Source organism: Limosilactobacillus rudii (assembly GCF_014145455.1).
Taxonomy (GTDB): domain Bacteria; phylum Bacillota; class Bacilli; order Lactobacillales; family Lactobacillaceae; genus Limosilactobacillus; species Limosilactobacillus rudii.
In genome coordinates this window covers 183,212-200,549 of the sequence record NZ_JACIVB010000062.1, presented here as the reverse complement: position 1 = coordinate 200,549, position 17,338 = coordinate 183,212, and the positions used below count along the sequence as shown (strand labels likewise).

19 protein-coding genes are annotated in these 17,338 nt (G+C 39.4%); all 19 read right to left on the bottom strand.

Going from position 1 to position 17,338, the window contains the following annotated elements:
• Positions 1 to 9: 9 nt before the first annotated feature.
• Positions 10 to 366: a DUF6711 family protein gene (locus H5S39_RS10340; RefSeq protein ID WP_079376042.1), complete on the bottom strand. Its 357-nt coding sequence runs from the start codon at positions 364 to 366 to the stop codon at positions 10 to 12.
• 15 nt (positions 367 to 381) lie between these two features.
• Positions 382 to 6,591, bottom strand: coding sequence for a lytic transglycosylase (locus tag H5S39_RS10335; RefSeq protein ID WP_182595451.1), 6,210 nt, complete (start codon positions 6,589 to 6,591; stop codon positions 382 to 384).
• Positions 6,591 to 6,884 (bottom strand): hypothetical protein, encoded by a 294-nt coding sequence (locus tag H5S39_RS10330; RefSeq protein WP_182595452.1) that lies wholly within the window; start codon positions 6,882 to 6,884, stop codon positions 6,591 to 6,593. The genes H5S39_RS10335 and H5S39_RS10330 overlap by 1 nt, the downstream gene beginning before the upstream one ends.
• Before the next feature lie 86 nt (positions 6,885 to 6,970).
• The gene (locus tag H5S39_RS10325; RefSeq protein WP_182595453.1) at positions 6,971 to 7,381 is read right to left on the bottom strand and encodes a DUF6096 family protein; all 411 of its coding nucleotides are present in this window, start codon (positions 7,379 to 7,381) and stop codon (positions 6,971 to 6,973) included.
• A gap of 73 nt (positions 7,382 to 7,454) precedes the next feature.
• Positions 7,455 to 7,949, bottom strand: coding sequence for a phage tail tube protein (locus H5S39_RS10320; protein WP_182595454.1), 495 nt, complete (start codon positions 7,947 to 7,949; stop codon positions 7,455 to 7,457).
• 4 nt (positions 7,950 to 7,953) lie between these two features.
• The gene (locus tag H5S39_RS10315; RefSeq protein ID WP_182595455.1) at positions 7,954 to 8,322 is read right to left on the bottom strand and encodes a hypothetical protein; all 369 of its coding nucleotides are present in this window, start codon (positions 8,320 to 8,322) and stop codon (positions 7,954 to 7,956) included.
• Positions 8,323 to 8,871, bottom strand: a complete 549-nt coding sequence (locus H5S39_RS10310; RefSeq protein ID WP_182595456.1) for an HK97-gp10 family putative phage morphogenesis protein — start codon at positions 8,869 to 8,871, stop codon at positions 8,323 to 8,325.
• Positions 8,864 to 9,217, bottom strand: a complete 354-nt coding sequence (locus tag H5S39_RS10305) for a hypothetical protein (protein WP_182595457.1) — start codon at positions 9,215 to 9,217, stop codon at positions 8,864 to 8,866. The genes H5S39_RS10310 and H5S39_RS10305 overlap by 8 nt, the downstream gene beginning before the upstream one ends.
• Positions 9,214 to 9,513: a phage head-tail connector protein gene (locus H5S39_RS10300; protein WP_220477122.1), complete on the bottom strand. Its 300-nt coding sequence runs from the start codon at positions 9,511 to 9,513 to the stop codon at positions 9,214 to 9,216. Before H5S39_RS10300 ends, H5S39_RS10305 begins: the two co-directional genes overlap by 4 nt.
• Positions 9,514 to 9,541: 28 nt before the next feature.
• On the bottom strand, positions 9,542 to 10,591 hold the full coding sequence (locus tag H5S39_RS10295) for a major capsid protein (protein WP_182595458.1): 1,050 nt from the start codon (positions 10,589 to 10,591) through the stop codon (positions 9,542 to 9,544).
• A gap of 14 nt (positions 10,592 to 10,605) precedes the next feature.
• Positions 10,606 to 10,980, bottom strand: coding sequence for a hypothetical protein (locus H5S39_RS10290; RefSeq protein ID WP_182595459.1), 375 nt, complete (start codon positions 10,978 to 10,980; stop codon positions 10,606 to 10,608).
• 18 nt (positions 10,981 to 10,998) lie between these two features.
• The gene (locus H5S39_RS10285; protein WP_182595460.1) at positions 10,999 to 11,658 is read right to left on the bottom strand and encodes a DUF4355 domain-containing protein; all 660 of its coding nucleotides are present in this window, start codon (positions 11,656 to 11,658) and stop codon (positions 10,999 to 11,001) included.
• Positions 11,659 to 11,805: 147 nt separating this feature from the next.
• Positions 11,806 to 12,864 carry a minor capsid protein gene (locus tag H5S39_RS10280; protein WP_182595461.1) on the bottom strand — a complete coding sequence of 353 codons (1,059 nt, stop codon included), beginning with the start codon at positions 12,862 to 12,864 and terminating at the stop codon, positions 11,806 to 11,808.
• A gap of 10 nt (positions 12,865 to 12,874) precedes the next feature.
• Positions 12,875 to 13,162 (bottom strand): ribosomal-processing cysteine protease Prp, encoded by a 288-nt coding sequence (locus H5S39_RS10275; RefSeq protein ID WP_182595462.1) that lies wholly within the window; start codon positions 13,160 to 13,162, stop codon positions 12,875 to 12,877.
• Complete coding sequence (locus tag H5S39_RS10270) at positions 13,098 to 14,591, bottom strand: phage portal protein (protein WP_182595463.1); 1,494 nt, start codon at positions 14,589 to 14,591, stop codon at positions 13,098 to 13,100. The genes H5S39_RS10275 and H5S39_RS10270 overlap by 65 nt, the downstream gene beginning before the upstream one ends.
• A 15-nt stretch (positions 14,592 to 14,606) precedes the next feature.
• The gene (locus tag H5S39_RS10265) at positions 14,607 to 15,881 is read right to left on the bottom strand and encodes a PBSX family phage terminase large subunit (RefSeq protein ID WP_182595464.1); all 1,275 of its coding nucleotides are present in this window, start codon (positions 15,879 to 15,881) and stop codon (positions 14,607 to 14,609) included.
• Positions 15,868 to 16,725 carry a terminase small subunit gene (locus tag H5S39_RS10260; RefSeq protein WP_182595465.1) on the bottom strand — a complete coding sequence of 286 codons (858 nt, stop codon included), beginning with the start codon at positions 16,723 to 16,725 and terminating at the stop codon, positions 15,868 to 15,870. The genes H5S39_RS10265 and H5S39_RS10260 overlap by 14 nt, the downstream gene beginning before the upstream one ends.
• Before the next feature lie 63 nt (positions 16,726 to 16,788).
• Entirely contained in the window at positions 16,789 to 17,067 is a 279-nt protein-coding gene (locus H5S39_RS10255; RefSeq protein ID WP_182595466.1) for a hypothetical protein, read from the bottom strand.
• Positions 17,060 to 17,233: a hypothetical protein gene (locus tag H5S39_RS10250; protein WP_182595467.1), complete on the bottom strand. Its 174-nt coding sequence runs from the start codon at positions 17,231 to 17,233 to the stop codon at positions 17,060 to 17,062. Before H5S39_RS10250 ends, H5S39_RS10255 begins: the two co-directional genes overlap by 8 nt.
• Positions 17,234 to 17,338: the final 105 nt, after the last annotated feature.

Below are 17,338 nucleotides of genomic sequence, written 5' to 3'. Positions count from 1 at the left end.
ATCACCTCCTTATTGCTCAATCAGATCAAAAGACAAACCTTTCCAAACCGGTAATGATCCTACAAATGAATAAACGGGCGCTGTCCGATCACCAACATAAAACGTCCCTGATCGAACTTGCCCGTCTACTGGATCTAAATATTCAACACTAAAAAATTCAGCCTTAACAGAATCTAGAATCTTTGAACATTCGGCTACTGTTAAAGCACCAAAAGTTAATGTTATTTTTCTTTTAGTTGCTACTCGATCACGATGTAAAAGCCCTTGCGCATCACGGGTCGCCTTTGCATCAATATCTTGAATAGCAACTTGCATTGTTTGTGGAGCCGGATTAACCACTGTCCCAGAAATTTTTAGAGAATACAAACATTCATCTCCTCCTTAGATATTTAACATATTTCGACCATTCTTTTGATTTACCGCGTTAATTCCTTTGATAGCATGTTCACCAAAAGATTCATCACCAATCTTAACGGTTAAGTGTAAATCAACTGGTTGGTTACTACTATTAGTGGTGTTTTGCATTTGCAATGCTTGAACAATGGCATTTACTAGGTTGGTACTCATTTCTTTGAATCCGCCATTTTGCATTGTTACATCATTGTTTGATGAAGATTCAGCATACATAGAATTTGGAGTAATTGCATTATTTGAGAGAGCTGTTGGAAGTTGTAATCCTCCGCCAAAGTTCCGATTCATAAATGCAATTGCTTCGTTAATCCGTTGCATACCTAACGCTGGATTGGATAAAGGAACAACCATTTCTGGCATGTTATTTTCAGCAACTTCAATCAATTGATTTTCGGTCACTAAACCACCATTTGCCATCATCTTATGACCTGTGGGACCCCAACCACGTCTAACTCCAATTGGTGCTAAATCATTTCGCCAGTTAGAGTCATTTAAAACTGCCATCGTCTGATCTAAAGCAGAATAAATGTTCTTATGACCTGGAACGGACCAAGAATTCCATGTACCTACTTTATATTGATAAAGCCCAAGTGGGAGACCTGTTCCATCGTGATCATCATATCCGCCACCTTGTGCAGGATTCACAGTAGATTCATCCCAAGCTTGCCAATACAAGCGGTCCATATCTTTCGATGATAGTTTTTGGTGCATGAGTAAAGCAGCTTTACGAGCAGTTCTTGCAAACGCACTTTTACTCATAACTCCTTTCGGCAAGTAAGCCGATACTGAACCACCAAACTCTTCAATAGTTCTCTTAGCCCAATTTACCATGCCTTTCTTTTCAGTGTTAACGGCACCTTTAGCAAGTTTAAGTGGTGTTTCACCTACTCCCCAATCATAAGTGACAAATTTATCTGCAATGTAGTTAATAAGTTTTTCTGGGTGAGCAATATCATCGGTTACATTAGCTAACTCATCCATTGCGCTATCAAATACATCACTAATCCCACCAAATAAGCCACCTAAGTTCAAACTACTAAGCGCGCGACTAATTCCACTAAAGTCAAAATTAAAGCTACCGATCCCACCAGCATACTTAGGAATCATGTTTGCAAGTTCATTAGCAGTATTTGTAGCAGTCTTGACCTTTGTACCAGCTGGCAAATAAGTTAAGAAATTACGTTTAGCAGGGAATAGTCCTTGCTCACCATTTGGCAACTCGTAACTTTCTCGGTAAATATCGCCTTCTTGATCATTAACTAATGCTAATCCACCCGGATGATTTTGTGTCCCTGTTTTGTAGGCGTTCCAGTTAAAGTAACCCCAACCAACAGAACCGCCACCAAGCTTACCTAATACCCAGTTAATTCCTTCGCGAATTTTATCGGTTGCTTTTTGAACCGGTCTAACAATAGCATCAACAACTTTACCAACAGCACTACTAATATTATGAAGTCCACTAGTAATACCGCCACCAATAGTGCTACCAAGTCCACCAGCCCATGAACCGAGAGTTCTTGAAACGTTACCTCTAAAGTCAGAAACCCAACTTCCAAGGCGTTCACCAGCATTCTTAGCGGCACCATAAGCGCCACCAATTCCGTTACTAATATGACCACCTAGACCGCTAGCCCAGTTGGAAATACTCTGATTTGCATTTCCAAAGAAACTACGGGTCCATTCAGATAACTTGTTACCAGCATTAACAGCACCAGAGCGTGAAGATTCAGAACCGTTATTAATGTAGTCGCCTAATCTTTCAGCCCATTGGCGTACAAGACCACTAGCTGATTCTCTAAAGTCAGTTGTCCAACTTTTTAGTTTTTCTCCGGCATTCTTTGCCATTGATTGCCCTTGCTCAACACTATTGTTGATATTAGAGCCAATTTGTGAAGACCAATCATGTACTTTCTTCTTGGCATCACCAATGAAATCAGTGGTCCATTCTTTGATTTTGCTACCGGCTTTTTTAGCAAATTTCTTGCCTTTTTCTACATCGGTATTGATGTTAGCACCAATCTTCTGGGCCCAAGCCTTAGTATCTTTTTTGGCACTAGAGATGAAGCCAGTGGTCCATCCTTTAAGCTTATTACTTGCAGCAATCGCAAGTTTTTTACTTTTTTCAACATCCTTGTTGAAGTTAGAACCAATACCAGAAGCCCACTTCTTCAATGTCTTCTTAGTACCTGAAATAAAACCAGTAGTCCACTTACCAAGATTTGAACTAGCCTTTTGAACATCTTTCTTTCCTTTGGTGATATTCTTATTGATATCTTTACCAACGGATTTAGCCCACGAAGTAAAGTTGTCTAAAATCTCATGAGCTTTAAAGCCAATTGCTTCAACCCAATCTTTAGGCTTCTTACCTTTACCATACTTAGACCAGCCATCGCTAAACTTAGCAGCACCAGCGCCACCCCATTTACCAATAAATGAGCCGATTTGTTGTCCAATTGCAGCACCTAATGGTCCACCGAAGAATAAACCGATACCACCACCGATGGCACCACCAATTCCAGAACCAAAGCTTTTGAACTTAGTTTCCTTATTCTTAGCCTTAATACCTTTGTAAATATCAATTCCGGAAGTTACCGCAATCATGGCACCAGACAATCCAAGACCTAGCTTCTGACCAAGTTTCATTGGTTCGCCAGACTTGATGGAAGCACGGGCTGATTTAAGGAAGTCAGTTTTAGCAAGATTGGTGCTTTGCCACTTCTTGTTGACCTCACTCCATAAATCTTTAATTTTAACAGCGCCAGTTTTGAAGTTATCAAATTTAACTTTAGCAAGTTCCTTGATTTTGGTAGTTGGATGTTTATTAAAATCAATCACTTTACCTAATAAATCATCAGCCCACTTTGCACCTTTTTTGATATTATCAAATTTATACATTGTGAGAATTCTAATTGTATCAGTAAAGCTCTTAATGCTTGAAATAGTTTTACCAGCAACTTTAAGGCTAAACAGTGTCATTAAGGTTGTGGTCATTATCTTAACAGCCGTTTGGTGATGGTCTATCCAGTCTGATAAGAGATTTAAAGCTCCTGTCAGTAGCTTTAATGCACCAACAATGGCAAAACCTGTTATCTTTGCTAGAGGTTTAAGAAAACCATCAAAGAACCATTCAAATACCGGGCCACCTGCTTTGATTACGCTGTGTACCACTTTAAGAGCAGCTGCTAGTAGATTGAAAAAGTCTGGAAGTAAATCGGTGATTGTAAATTTATCTAAGGGAAGCAAAACATTCTTATAAGCCCAAGCTAAGCCATCCCAAACATCTTTGGTAACTGGTCGAATGGCTTTAAGTAGCCTATCAATCGATTGTAGTAATGGTGTAAAATCCATCTTTTTAGCCCATTTAGCTGTGTAGTTTGCCATATCGCTCAAAGCACTAAGCATATCGTTAACCATGCCTAATAATGTTTTGAAAATAGAGGTTCCAACATTGCCATGCTTCCACGCTTTATCAAATTGATCGTCCATATTAGCGCTTGTATTAGCAACACCCGTTATAAGTTTAATAATGTTTTCCCAAATTGAAACACCTAACTTTGAGTGATTCCAAGCCTCATCAATAGAGCCAGTCATATCTTTTAAAACTTTAAGTGCATTGTTGATTGCATTAAGAATAGCTTGCCACATCTTCGTGCCGTTATTGCCGTGTTGCCATGCTTCATCAAAAGCTTTCGCAATGTCGCCAATAAACTTAACTAAGTTGGTAGCCAAATCTAGGAGATTAGCAAAAATCTGTTTACCAAGATCACCAGTATTCCATGCCTCTCTGAATGACTCAGCTATATGGTGGATAGCAACAAGAATATTATTCAGCGAATCAAAGATAGTCTGAATAAACCTTGTTCCTCGTCCACCTTCTTCCCATGCTTCGGCAAACGCCCTCGCAATGTCACCAATAATGTTCAGCATATCTGCTAACAGTTGAAGCAGGTTCTCCATTACTTTTTGTCCGGTACCATTATCCCAAACATGTAAGAATGAATTACCTACATCACCTAACAGACGTTTAATTTCTTCCCATGAATACTTAGCAGCATCAACAACATCTTGGCCTTTTTCGTCCCAAGCTTTTTTCATTGGATCAAAGATTTCACCTAGAACCTTTTTGACCTTGTTAGCTGCGTCAATAGCATTTTGGGAAGCTTCTAGTGGTACATTCCAGTCAAGGCCTGGGTCTTCATCTCCACCAGTACCACCATCATCAACACCCGGATCATCAAAGATTGGTGTATCTTGCTTCTGCTGTGGTGTGAACTTTTCTAATGGTTGTGCTTCAAAGCTGCCATTATCTTGACTGTTCTTATTGCTATCAAGCACATTCAACTCATCAAAGCCCATTAAAGAAGCTTGGAGGTCTTCATTTGCCTTCTTGGTGTCCTCAAAGGCTTGCTTTGCCTGAGCGTTAGCAGCCTTAATCTTTTCATTTTCGGCTGCAACTGCCGCCGCACCTTGACGATTAGCTTCTGCAATTTGTTGGTTAGCACGCTGAACAGCCTTAGCTTGCTCTTGTTGTTGCTTCTTAACTGCATCGTTAGCCTTGCTTGCCGCCTTAGAAGTATCGTTCATAGCTCGTACTTGACTGTACAAACCTTGAGCGCCACTTCTAGCGTGAGATAGGCTCATACCAGTTAATGCAGAAGTAAACTGAGCAAGCCAGCCTGTTGCTTTTTTAAGAGCATTCATCAAGGAGTTAATAGCTGGCAAAACAAAGCTGTAAATTGGATAAAAAGCAGTTAATAAGTTGACCTTAATCGCATTAAAGCTACTTGCAAACTGCTTATTGGTCATTAATGCTGAACCCATACCTTGAGCCAACATCATGATTCCTTGATATAGCAATGTAAAGATAATTAGCTGACTAGCTAGCATACCCATTGCTGTTTTCATGCCTTTAATCCGCTGGCTAAGCATTGAAGCGCTAGTACTTGCTCTTCTCATGGAAGAACTGCCACTATTACCAACACGTCTAAAAGATGAGTTAATCCCAGATAATGAATTCCTTAACCGATTAAATCTGGAACTAAGCCCAGAAACGGTACTTCCTTCTTGTGATAGTGCTGTGTTCACTCGTGCAGAACTATTTCTCAGTTCATCCCCACGTGCGCTAACATAAGTGTATGCCTTAGCTAACTCATTACTTCTCGCAACAAGACGCCTATATTCTGCCTCAACTTCTTTAAGCTCTTTGTTGCTACCAGAAGATCGTCCAAGAATAGCATCATTAGCCTTTGTTTCCGCAATTGAACGTCTAATCCGCTCAATCTTTCCTTCTGTCTGGTCCATTTCTCGCTCAATCTTTTTGAGTGATGATGGAATTGAGTTAAACTCCTGCGACATTTCCTGTGCAAGAGCTTTAGCTTGATTCTGAAACCTTTCCATCTTGATTTGAGCGTTAGCAATTTGATCATCAAGTCGCATTGCTCTAACCTGACTACCTTGCTTACCCATATCAAGATTATTTTTACTTGCAGTTAACGTAGCTATCTTCCGTTGCATGGATCGTACTTGCTCCATCTTGTCATTGATGTGCGTTACTAATCCATCAACTTCTTTTTTAGCTCGTGACACCTCTGCTTGGATTTCATCATCAATTCCTAAATCGACCGGACGTTTAGGCATATAGCTTTGAATACGTTTTTCTTGGTAATCTTCAAAACTTGAGTCGGCTACTTTTTGACGTGGCCGAGAAGTAGCTCTTGTTTGTTGCTGTGGTTGAGGCTTAGAAATATCAGCTACTGCTTCACGAGCCGCCCTTGTTTGCTGAGCGATTCGTTGTTGCATATTAGAAGCTTCCTGCAATCGTGCAGTTAAACTATCCAGACTTTTCTCGGATTCGTTTACCGCTTCCTTAGAGCTTTCCGCTTGTGCTTTATTTCCTTGAATAACCTTATCTGTAACATCATTTTGGGTGTTAAGGGTTTGCTCAAGGGACTTTTGTTTAGCAAGTTCAGCCTCGTTTCGTTGACGAACTTCTTCTTTAGCAGTCTCATTAGCCTTTGATGCATTATCTGTCATTGACTGATTGAGTTTTTCCAAGTTATTTTGAATTTTATACTGCATGTCACCAGTCTTTTGGCCAATGATATTAGTTAGTTCATCAATCTTCTGGATAACATCCCCATAGTTAGCACGAAACTTTAACTCAAGTTCTTCCAGATCCATTAGTTTCCACCTCCTTTATCTTTGTTGAATTGTCTAATCCTTTGCGCTTGTTGCATCAGTAGCAATTGGTCTCGTTTCCATTCCGGTTCGTCTGACGATCGCTGCTCTGCTTGTGTGTTCTCATCCTTAACGAACGGATAAGCTTCTTCAACCTTTGGCATCTTAGCAGGATCATTAAAGGCAAAGGCAATCATCTCACTTAGTCGATGATCCATATATGCCTTAGCTCGCATATCCTCCAACCGTCGTTTCTCGTTAGCAGCTATCTGCGTCATGATTTCATCAAAGTCCATGTCCCAGAAATGGTCAGCATCGATACCAGATTCAACAGCGATTGGGTATAACTGTTTGAATAAGTCTGAAACTGTATCACACTTTTCTACATTAATTCGTCCTTGTCCGTTTCCGTTGGGTCCAGAGTTTCCTCGTCCGATTCCGTATTGGTCTTCGAACCCTTCTTCTTTTTGCCGAAAAAACCAGAAGCATCAAGCAGGTCCATCAATTCGTTAAATAATTCCATTGTTGTGTTGCCATCGTCTAGGTATTTTTCAAAAGCTTTAATTACTCGCTTATCAGTAACACCATGATTTTGATTAGCTCCTTGAAGGACAACTAAAATTTCGTTGGCAGGTGGTAATTTTTGACCACCCTGTGAATCCATAAAAAGTGACATAATTGACTTACCTAAACGGCGTTCGATCTTAAATACTTCACGACCACCGAGTTTTAAATCAAGTTCAAGGTCGCCTAGTTGAATTGTTTTAGTTGCTTTCTTAATTGTTGTTGCCATAAATAAAAACTCTCCTTTATTGGTAATTTGCTATAAAAAATAGACGTGGGAATCGAACCCGCGCCTATTATCCCTATTCCTGCTTTGCGGTATCTGTTGTAGGTGCAGCTGTAAAGTGTGGACCATCAGATACAGTAATTGTAATCGTATAACCTAATGCTCCGTTAACTGCAACTGCTGCAAACTTGATGTTATATGAACCCCGCATGGTTGAGGTCATACCATCTGGATACGTAACTTTCCATTGGTATTGTTTCCGATTACCTGCTCCCTCTAGTACCTTCTTAAATCCTGCACCCTTGTATACAACTTGGAACTGAACATTTGAAGCATTTTGAATACCTTCTACTTGCTTTCGCCGGTCATCAGCTAAAGTAGTTACATCTACTTTTTCAGTATCACCACCAAGTTCAGGAACGGTTTTAATGTCCGCAATCTCTTCCCAAGTTGAACCATCTTCTGAACGTTCAAGTTTGGTACCAGTACCAACCAAACCCTCTGAACTATCAATAGCAAAACGTTGTAGGTCTAGTTTTAATGCATCGCTATATAATTTTACATTTTCCATAATTTCATCCTTTCTGGTATACACGTTTACTTGTGTTATCTACAATCCCTGTAAAAACAAGTACAACACGTGTTACTCCATTCAAATCTTGATCACCAATGCTATTAGAAAAGCCCATTGCTGAAAACTTAGCAATGAGCTTATTTTTTATTTGAGTTAATGATCCTTTATCATTGTACAAATCAATTGTGATTTGCCACTCGGTATCTGTTTCTTCCTGCTTATTATTACGAACATAAGAAGCTTGAGTTGTCTTATAGATGGCAGTTGGAAATGTCGTAAATTTATCAGGATAAGATGTTGAAACATAACGCAACTCTGGAATAGATTTCAGTGTCTTAAAGGCCAAAGCTTTAACATTGTAGATTTCCATTTAACCACCTAACTTATCACGTAATTCTTGGTCAACTACATTCTTAATGATGTTCGGTGCTTCTCTAGCAATCCGATTAGCAGCAGGAGTCATAAATTGCCTTGCCGGTTGTCCACTAGTTCGATAAAAGTACTTTCCCTTAATCTTCATTTTGGGAATACCGTATATCTTAGTAAGGTCAATATCGACTTCATCAGCTGGAATATACCAAGGAGTTTGCCGATAGGTAATCGCTACGTTAGGCGGTAATTGTTTGTCAGATTGTTCACCAACTAAACCTGTACCGAACTCACGGAAAATAGCGACCATTGATGAATTCCACCAACGACCAATAACTTCATCGCCATCAGTCTTTACCTCGTGTTTAAAGCTTCGAGCAAGTTCACCAGTAGAATGCTTCACACTGGATTGTAACTTTTGAACTGCGTAGGCTTCGGCTTGTTCAATTGCCGTTTCTTGACCATTAACGGTTGCGTCTGCCATAACTTGAGGTAGTTTCCGTAGCTTAGCCCTTAACTCATCAAGTCCGTTAATTTCAACCTCAATCATTTTGCTCATCCCTTTTAATTCGCTCCAAAGTGATGTTCTTATGAGTAGAGAATTCCTGAATCGCCGTAATCTTATAATCCGGATCAGCTGTAGATGGAACCTTCAAGCACACGCCATAACCTTCACCGTGCCCTTCATAGAGCAGATTACCTTGATACTTACATGTTTTAATGTATTTAATATCTTTCCCATAGAGCTGAGCATTAACCGCACCACCGGCAGACTGAATATTCATTTTGACTAGTTGAGGATCACCCCAGCCAGCAATGTTGTAGCCCTCATCATCTTGGGTATTCTCCGGCTTCTTGATATAAACAGTAATTAAATCACTCTCTTTTAATCTCATAGCCTAGTCACCTTTGCTATTCGATAATGATTTAACCCTTGTCGAATGTCCTTGGGAATACCAATTTCAAGATAATTGGTAACGCCACCTTCTGAACGTTGTGTCTCACCCTCTAAGCCAAGACGATTATAGTTGATAATTGCTAGCTTCTTAACATAGATACTCATGCTACCAATCAACTTTTTCTGACCGGTGTAATCTAGCACCTGTATCTCTGCCTCTTTGAGAAGGTCTGTTAACAATTCATTATCCGTAACATTCAAGCGTTTAGCTATGGATGAAACCATTTCGGCCATTTGATCCACATTAAGCACCTCCAATTAATTAAAGTACCTTTGCCTGGAAGACATCGTCGGCACTGGCAAATGATGGAAGCATAGTTGCTGCTGCTAATACCCATGTACCAATTGGATCTTCGCCAGTTTCATAAACCTTAGCCATTACATTGCCAACTTTAGAAACTTGTGCATTGCTGGAAACTAAGCGGTTCTCTTCTGGTGTTGGACCATAGATCTTTTGTCCGGGCGCTTCGTCATTGAAAAGCACAATCCGATCTTCTGGGAAGTAGCGTTGAGTTGTTAACTTGCCCTTGCTATCTTCTTCACGGTACTTCCCATCGTAAGCACGGATAGTTGGCAACCCTTGTGCAGTCATCCATTGGTCTAAGTCTGATTGACCAACTACCCGACCGGTGTCCTTACCAAAGATCGCTTCCTTAATTTCCGTACTACGCATTAATGTCCGCAATACCTTCTTGGATGTTAAAGCACGAGTTGGTGTGATATCTAATGCATCAGACCAATCTTGGAGGTTTTCAACAATAGAAGCACTGCCGCTACCCCACACGTTATTGCCGGTTAATGAAGCTTGATGTTCCTTTGGTACACCGTAATCAATAGCAATGCCATTCTTTTTATCGGTAATCTTACCAGTGGCAAACATTTCCATTGTCATCTTTTCGCCACGTGCCATTACCGCTTGAACCATTGCATCAATATCATCAAAGACGTATTGCTTTAAGTAGTTTTCTTCGGCAGTGTTACGTGGTGACTGTAACTTAATCAACATTTCTTCAGTAAGCTGCATCTTACGCTTTACGTATGCTAATTCAGCAGTCATCTTCTTAGCGTCACGACTACCAATTTCGGCTTCGGTATCGAATGCTGAAATGTTAGCAATCGTAGGTACTCGACTACCAGCTTTTAGAATATCAACTTCAAGAGTTGGTACTTTAGTTGCTGGAAACAAAGCATCACCGAGCATTTCTGGATATTGCCGATTACGAGTATAGTCAAGCACTGTACTTTGACTAAACATGTCAAGAATTGGTGTTGCAAACCGTTGTAAATCTAATTTCAACGTTTTAGTTTTCATTTACTTCTTCCTCCTTATTGTTTTTCCTTAGGATCAGACGTAGGAGCGGTATTTTCTTCTGCGTCTAAGTCCTTGAAGTGGATAGCGGACATTGCCTTAATTGCATCAGCAGTAGGTACTGGATTGAGACGTTGACTTAATACCCAACCTTCACGCATTACCGCAACCATTTGGTTAGTACCATCTTCTGGTACATAGACATCATTAACAGTAATACCAACAGCCTTAGCATCATTAGTTGGGTACACTGTCCCAGCTGGAATATACCTACGTCCTAAATCATCAGTTTGGACGTTGTAATTGTCCTTGTTGATTGTTTCCGGGAAAGCAGTAAACTTTTCTGAAGCTAAGAAGTTTAACTGTTTTCCATTTTGAAATTGTGTATACATCTGTTTCTATCTCCTTTCTTATTTCCAAAAGTCATCCTTAGATTTGTTAGCGTTATTAGCCTTTTCAGCAAAAATCTCACCAGCTGACTTTTGTTCTGAATTATTATCTGCACTCTTTGGAGGACGTGCGCTTTGAGCTAGCCGTGTTTCTACTGCATCATGAACAGCGCTACGAAATGCTTCACTTACCCGTTCGTATGTTTCGTTCATGTTATCTTCATTAGCTAGAACATCATCAAAAACATCAGCCAATCCAGTTGGCAACCCATCATCAACCAAACGAGAAGCAAGCTTACTCTTGTTCTCCCGTTTAGTGACTTCTGCTTCACGATCAGTTAAAGCTTGTTCACGTTGCTTAAGATCATATTCTTGTCGCTCTTCTGGTGACATCTTCTTAAGGTCTTTAGCTTTTTTAGCCTTGTCATCCTGTTCCTTTTCCCAGTTAGAACGGGCCGTACCTAATGCTTTAGACAGCTTCTTATCGAAATAGGAATCCAGTTCAGATTGAGTATTGAACGTCATAAACGGTTTGCTTTGTTCATCAGGATTATTACCCGTATTAGCATCTTCATTTTCTGTATCTGTTGCTCCATTATCACCGCCTTCACCTTGTCCTTCGTCTGCAAATCGTTGCAAATTAAGACTTAACAAATTACTGTAAAACCTTACTTTTTCCATTGATATAATCCTTTCTACCCATGCACACTTGAATTTAGTACTGCACGAAAAAAGCCACCCCATATTCCTACACGGTGACTTCAAGGTGTGCGGTGACAAGCCCACATACGCATTTAATTATTGAAGTAGTTTAATGACTTGCTTAGGTCAATTTCCTAGATAAATTACGGGAACGGTACGACAGAAAGGATGCAGAGGTGGCATGTTCTTACCAACAACTGCATCTTTTACATCGAATATTTTGTTATTCATCTTTCGACAAATCTTACTAGTACGACTATCAAGCACCGCAATTAGTTGATACTGCTTTACGCCACGTTTTCGCCAATTATCCAGTTTTGTTTTAGAGTAGAAGTAATTTGCTTCCGTCCTGATTAAACGACTAGCGTTAAATTTACCCACACTGAATTCTTCTTCGATTCGTTTAATCATTTCCCTTTCTGACATATTACTTAGTTCTTTAATCGTGAATAACTCTTGTAAACGTTTAGCTAATTTATCAGTGTTAGACCAGATACGTGATGAGAAGTTCTTTCCTTGCCAACGTGTATTCAATGCCCGTTCAACATAACGATTAGGTATCTTAGTAATTTTTGACTTAGGAACATCTTTCTTCATCGAAACATTTGCAACCTTTTTGCCTGTCTCAGAATTTTTTATAACGATCTTGCTTTCCTTAGCTTCTAAAACAGGTGTTGCCTTATGATTAGGTAACTTATAATCAGTCGCCGTGTCATAGACAGCGCTTTGTTTTTCAGCCTCAGACCACGCTCGCTTCATTATGTCAGTATGCAATTTAACATTCTGGTCCAGTTCTGTTGCACCTGCTGACTTTGCGACAATATAAGCTTTAACTTGCATTTCTTCCAGTCGAGTAATTCGGCTTTTAGCAGCAAGCCTACTCAAATAGTCATCAACAGCTTTCTTGCTCTCTTTATCAGTAATATTAGTTGCTAACGCTTTGATTGTTACCAACTCAGAGGGAGAAATATGTGATGACATGATAGTTGCTACTTCATTAGCAGTTATATCAGCATAAAAATAGCGACGATAAATTCTGTGAACCTCGTCGCTTAGATATGCTTGTGCTTTTTGATAGGCAATATTGATTATTTTTAATCGTTTAGTTGCTTCATCCTGATTCTTTTGCTCGTCCTGCAAGTCCCGTAATTGCCAATAGTTAAACTGGCTCTTATCAACTTTCATGGGCTTTCACCTACAGAATAGTAATGTATTGATCGTATTGTTCGACAAGCTCATTAACAGTGTTCTCAAACGCATCAAGTAATGTTTTATTTTCAATACGTTTACTATCTGTGAATACAGCCTTCAACACCCCATTCTCATCATTCACAGTAACATCAGTACAATTATTAACCGTATGAGTTAGAAGCGTAGAGAACGAAGCACAAACAATATCTGAACCTTTAACGCTATACTCAGCGTGTCCGCTTGCTATGACCGTTGTCTTGTTCGGTTCCTTCTTGATTTGTACTTGAATCATCTTGACTATCCTCCACTTCTAATCGGTCTGGGTCTTGCTCTTGCAATGCTCGTTGATTTTTTCTAACGTTTTCTGCATCCTGTTGGTCCATTTCATCAATAACTTCTTGTGGATTATCAACGTCTGGCAACCAACTATACGTATACTTACGAGGAATAACCCCATCAGCATTCTTAATATTGTTAACAACGTCAGATAAGTTAACTGGGATATTAGCCGTAAGCGAGATATCACAACCACTAACATCATCATTGGCACCTTTGATGTTTACAATGGTTTGAATTAGATTTAATCTTCGTCGCAAGCCATCAAAGAAGTATCGTTGCTTAATCGACAAAAGGTTCTCTAAACCAAACAGCTTAAACTTCATTGCTTCTCCAGAGACATTACCCATAAACTTCTCATCATTCATATTTGGAACGTAGGATATCTTATGAATATCATTCTCAACTGATTGGCTAAGTAAATTAACTTGGGTTTCATCAAAGCTCTTTGTTAACCATTCAATGTCAGCACCTTCTTCACGAGGAGGAGCTTCAATTGCGCCACGTTTTAATCGTTGAATATCATCCTTGTCATCCCCTAAACCAAAGCCAAACGTAACAAGCAATGCATCAACAAAGGCTTCCTTGTCAGAAATCCGGTCTGTTTGCAGTAGGTTGTATGCATCAATTAAGGAGATAAGCTGTTCAAAGTCGCCCTGCCGTTCTTCATTGTTACGGTACTCAATCAAAGGAACAGCGCCAAATAAGCTTTCACTGTCATAAACAATTGGATCATCCGCTGACAGGTTTGCTGATAGCTTTGAACGGTACTCTACTACCCGTTTAGGCATGTAGACAGTAACGCTATAACCATCAGTAATTCCACTCAAGTCCTTCTTTTCTTGAACAAACACGCCGAATAATGGTTCATGTTCTACTGTATCATCAGTAACCACGATCGCTGCTCTAGGATCAACTACTTCAACCCGTAGCTCAGTATTCGGAGTGAATTTTTCATTACCCATTCTATCTACCGTAGTAATTGGATCTGTTTGCTTTAAGTACAGTAATTCATAACCATAACCAAACACCGATAAATCTTTCTCTAGCTCAATATCGTGTTTATGGATATCAATATTTTTGAGTACATCTAGCACCTCATCAATATTTTTACCCTTATCTGCCGTATATTTAACTGGATTACCAGTCATAAAACCCACGTTCATATCAGTAATGTACTTAGCGTGATTAACCATAACATTGGAAGCCTTGACATTAGCGTTTTCAAACTCATGATTTTCTACTTCCTGCTTACCGTTGTAGTAATTAGCTAATTTATCTAGCCTGCTTTTACGACTTCGTAATTCTCTAATTGCATAGTTAATCGCTTCAATGTTTGGCTCATTCAAGTCGCCAAGCAAATCCCTATCAATCGTAACTGCCACATAAACACCTTCTTTCTATAACCCACGAACATGTGGACGTTTAGTAATCTTTGCAGTGAAGCCTTTATGGATAACCATGTAAACGAAATAACGCATAGCATCGCAAGCATGATCATGTTCTTTCACTGGTTTATCTTCACCACGTTCAGCTGCTTTTTCATCCCATACATAGCTGGATAATTCTTTAAATAAATTAGGACATTGATTACTAAATAGTATCTTGCCCTCGTTCATTGCCGTTTGGGTAACACGAATACCATCTACCACATCATTTTTTGCCTTTTGCACTCGGAAACCATTATTTCTTAATACAGCAATAAAAGAAGCAGCAGATGGGTCAATGATAATCTTTGCATGAATATTACCAAGAAACTTCTTAAGCTCTTGGCAATACTGCTCATCTGTCTTTTGATGAGCAGTCGCACGTCCTGAATAGTAATATTCCTTAACTAAGTACCAAGTGCCATGATTACGTCCCCACAATAAAAATACTGTTGGGTTTTGTGTACCGTAGTCGCAAGACACATAATACTTTTCAAAGTGACGAGGCAATTCATTAACTACCATCATGTCTCGATCGAAGTTGTCATAGATAACACCTTCTGACATTACCCACAGTCCTAAGATGTAACGCTGATAGAACACACCGGAATACATTCGGTTATAACGATCAATGGTTTCTTGTGCCAATGACGGATTGTCCTGCATCATAAAATGGAGTCGTAACGCTCGCTTATCTTTCATTTGGTCAATCCATTCAAGTTTGAACCAGTGATATGGCCCTTCTGGGTTACAGTTAAACCACATTTTTGCACCTGTTATCGAACACCGAGCCGTTGCCTGATTAACAAATGACTGTGGCATCAAAGCAACTTCATCAAAAAAGAACCCAGCCAAAGTAATACCTTGAACCAAGTCCTGTGAAGCTTCATCTTTACCACCAAAGATAAAGTAATAATTTGTATGCCCATTCTTGCTAATGGTTAGCATATTATCTGAACGAGAGTCCCTAATTAGGTAGCCTTCACTCTCTAACATACTTCTTAGAGGTCTTAGCACGTTACGTCTGAATGATCCGATCGTTTTTCCAGCCATGCCAAATTGCTGATTATTAAACTGTGTCATAGACCATAAAACGTACGATAAAGACATGACTACTGTTTTCCCAGCACGAACAGAGCCATCACAGATAATAGCTTCATAGTTTCTCAAATCATCATTTAACCACCAGCTAAGCACCTGTAATTGTTTACGACTGAATGGAGTAAATTGAAATCTAACTGTCTTCATTCTTATTCTCACCCCATACTTTCTTCATACCGTTACTAAGTGCTGCAAGCAATGAGTTAGTGCTATCATCGCTAACTTCTGGTTCAGGTAACCGATCAAGCAGGATTTGCATTGCTTTTTGACGGTCTTCCATTTCAACCACTGGCTCACCTTTATCAATACGAATATTCTTGATATTTGATGTATCAATCTTGCTACTGTCTTTCAGTTCTACGATGTTTTCGTAGTAATAGGCTTGTTCACCTGTTTCTGGGTCAATCTTTGGAACATAGCGGAAATGACCGCCACCATCTTCATAAGGACCTTCCTTATCGCGTACCTTGTAGTAAGCTAGATGCTTCTCAGTCCTGAATGAAAGAACATCGGTAATATCACCAGTTGCTTGATGTAAGTAACGCAATAAAATATCATTCGCAGTTGCAAACAGCTCTTGTGATTGTTGCTTCTTCAACTCAGTAAGATAAGATTTTATGTCAATATTTGTCAATAACAGAGAACCTAGCCGTCTAGCAGATTCATAACTTCCACCATACGCTTTCTGATAAGCCCAAGTTGCGTTATATCGCTGTAAATAGTACAAACAAAAGGCTTTCTGCTTATCATTCAGTTCATTACTATCTGGCAATTCTGGTGGTGGCAAAGACGGTGCAACCTTTTCTTGCTTTGTACGCGTACTTTTTGATTTTGTATGCATACTTTTTTTCTTGGTTGCATTCTTTCGTTGCCACTTATTCCTGGTCTTCCACGACTTAACCGTACTAAGGGCAACACCATACTTAGCAGCGATGTCCTTATACTTCATCCCTGCTAAGTAATCTGCCTTAGCTTCTTCTATTTTGCTCATGGCATATCACCACACCACCTTTCTGATTGCAAAATAAAAACGACTATCAAAACTGACAGTCGTCTATAATACTTTGTTCAAATAGTCTCGCAATTTTTCAGCATTCTTTTTAGATAACCTAAATATTGTTTGTTGGTCATCTTGTTCTCGTGTTCCTTGACGCATATTAGGATAATAAAGGTTAGTTAATAAGATATCAACACTATCTGGTTGTTTCAAAAAGCTAATCTCTGCTTCCATTCCTAAATGATCATCAATCTTATCCTTATACATTGCGTTAAACCAACCATCATCAACAATCAAAGAATTATCTTTTACATTTTTAAATGATTTTCTATGCATTGCTCAACCTCTCATCAATTATCTTACGCAATTCTTTCAAATCATCATCTGTTGCTAAATCACGGATAAACTTACGAGCATATGAACGGTAACGATATACTCGGTTCTTATCTTTGTTTTTATCGTCCCACTTCTTCTTTGCTCGTTTCTGTGCTTCACTAACCATAACATCGACCTTCTAGCATTAATATGGTATACTGAATATGCAAAAGGACAAGAGCTCCTAACCTCTCGTCCCCTTGCGATCCGGAAAGTATTTAATGCCTGCTAG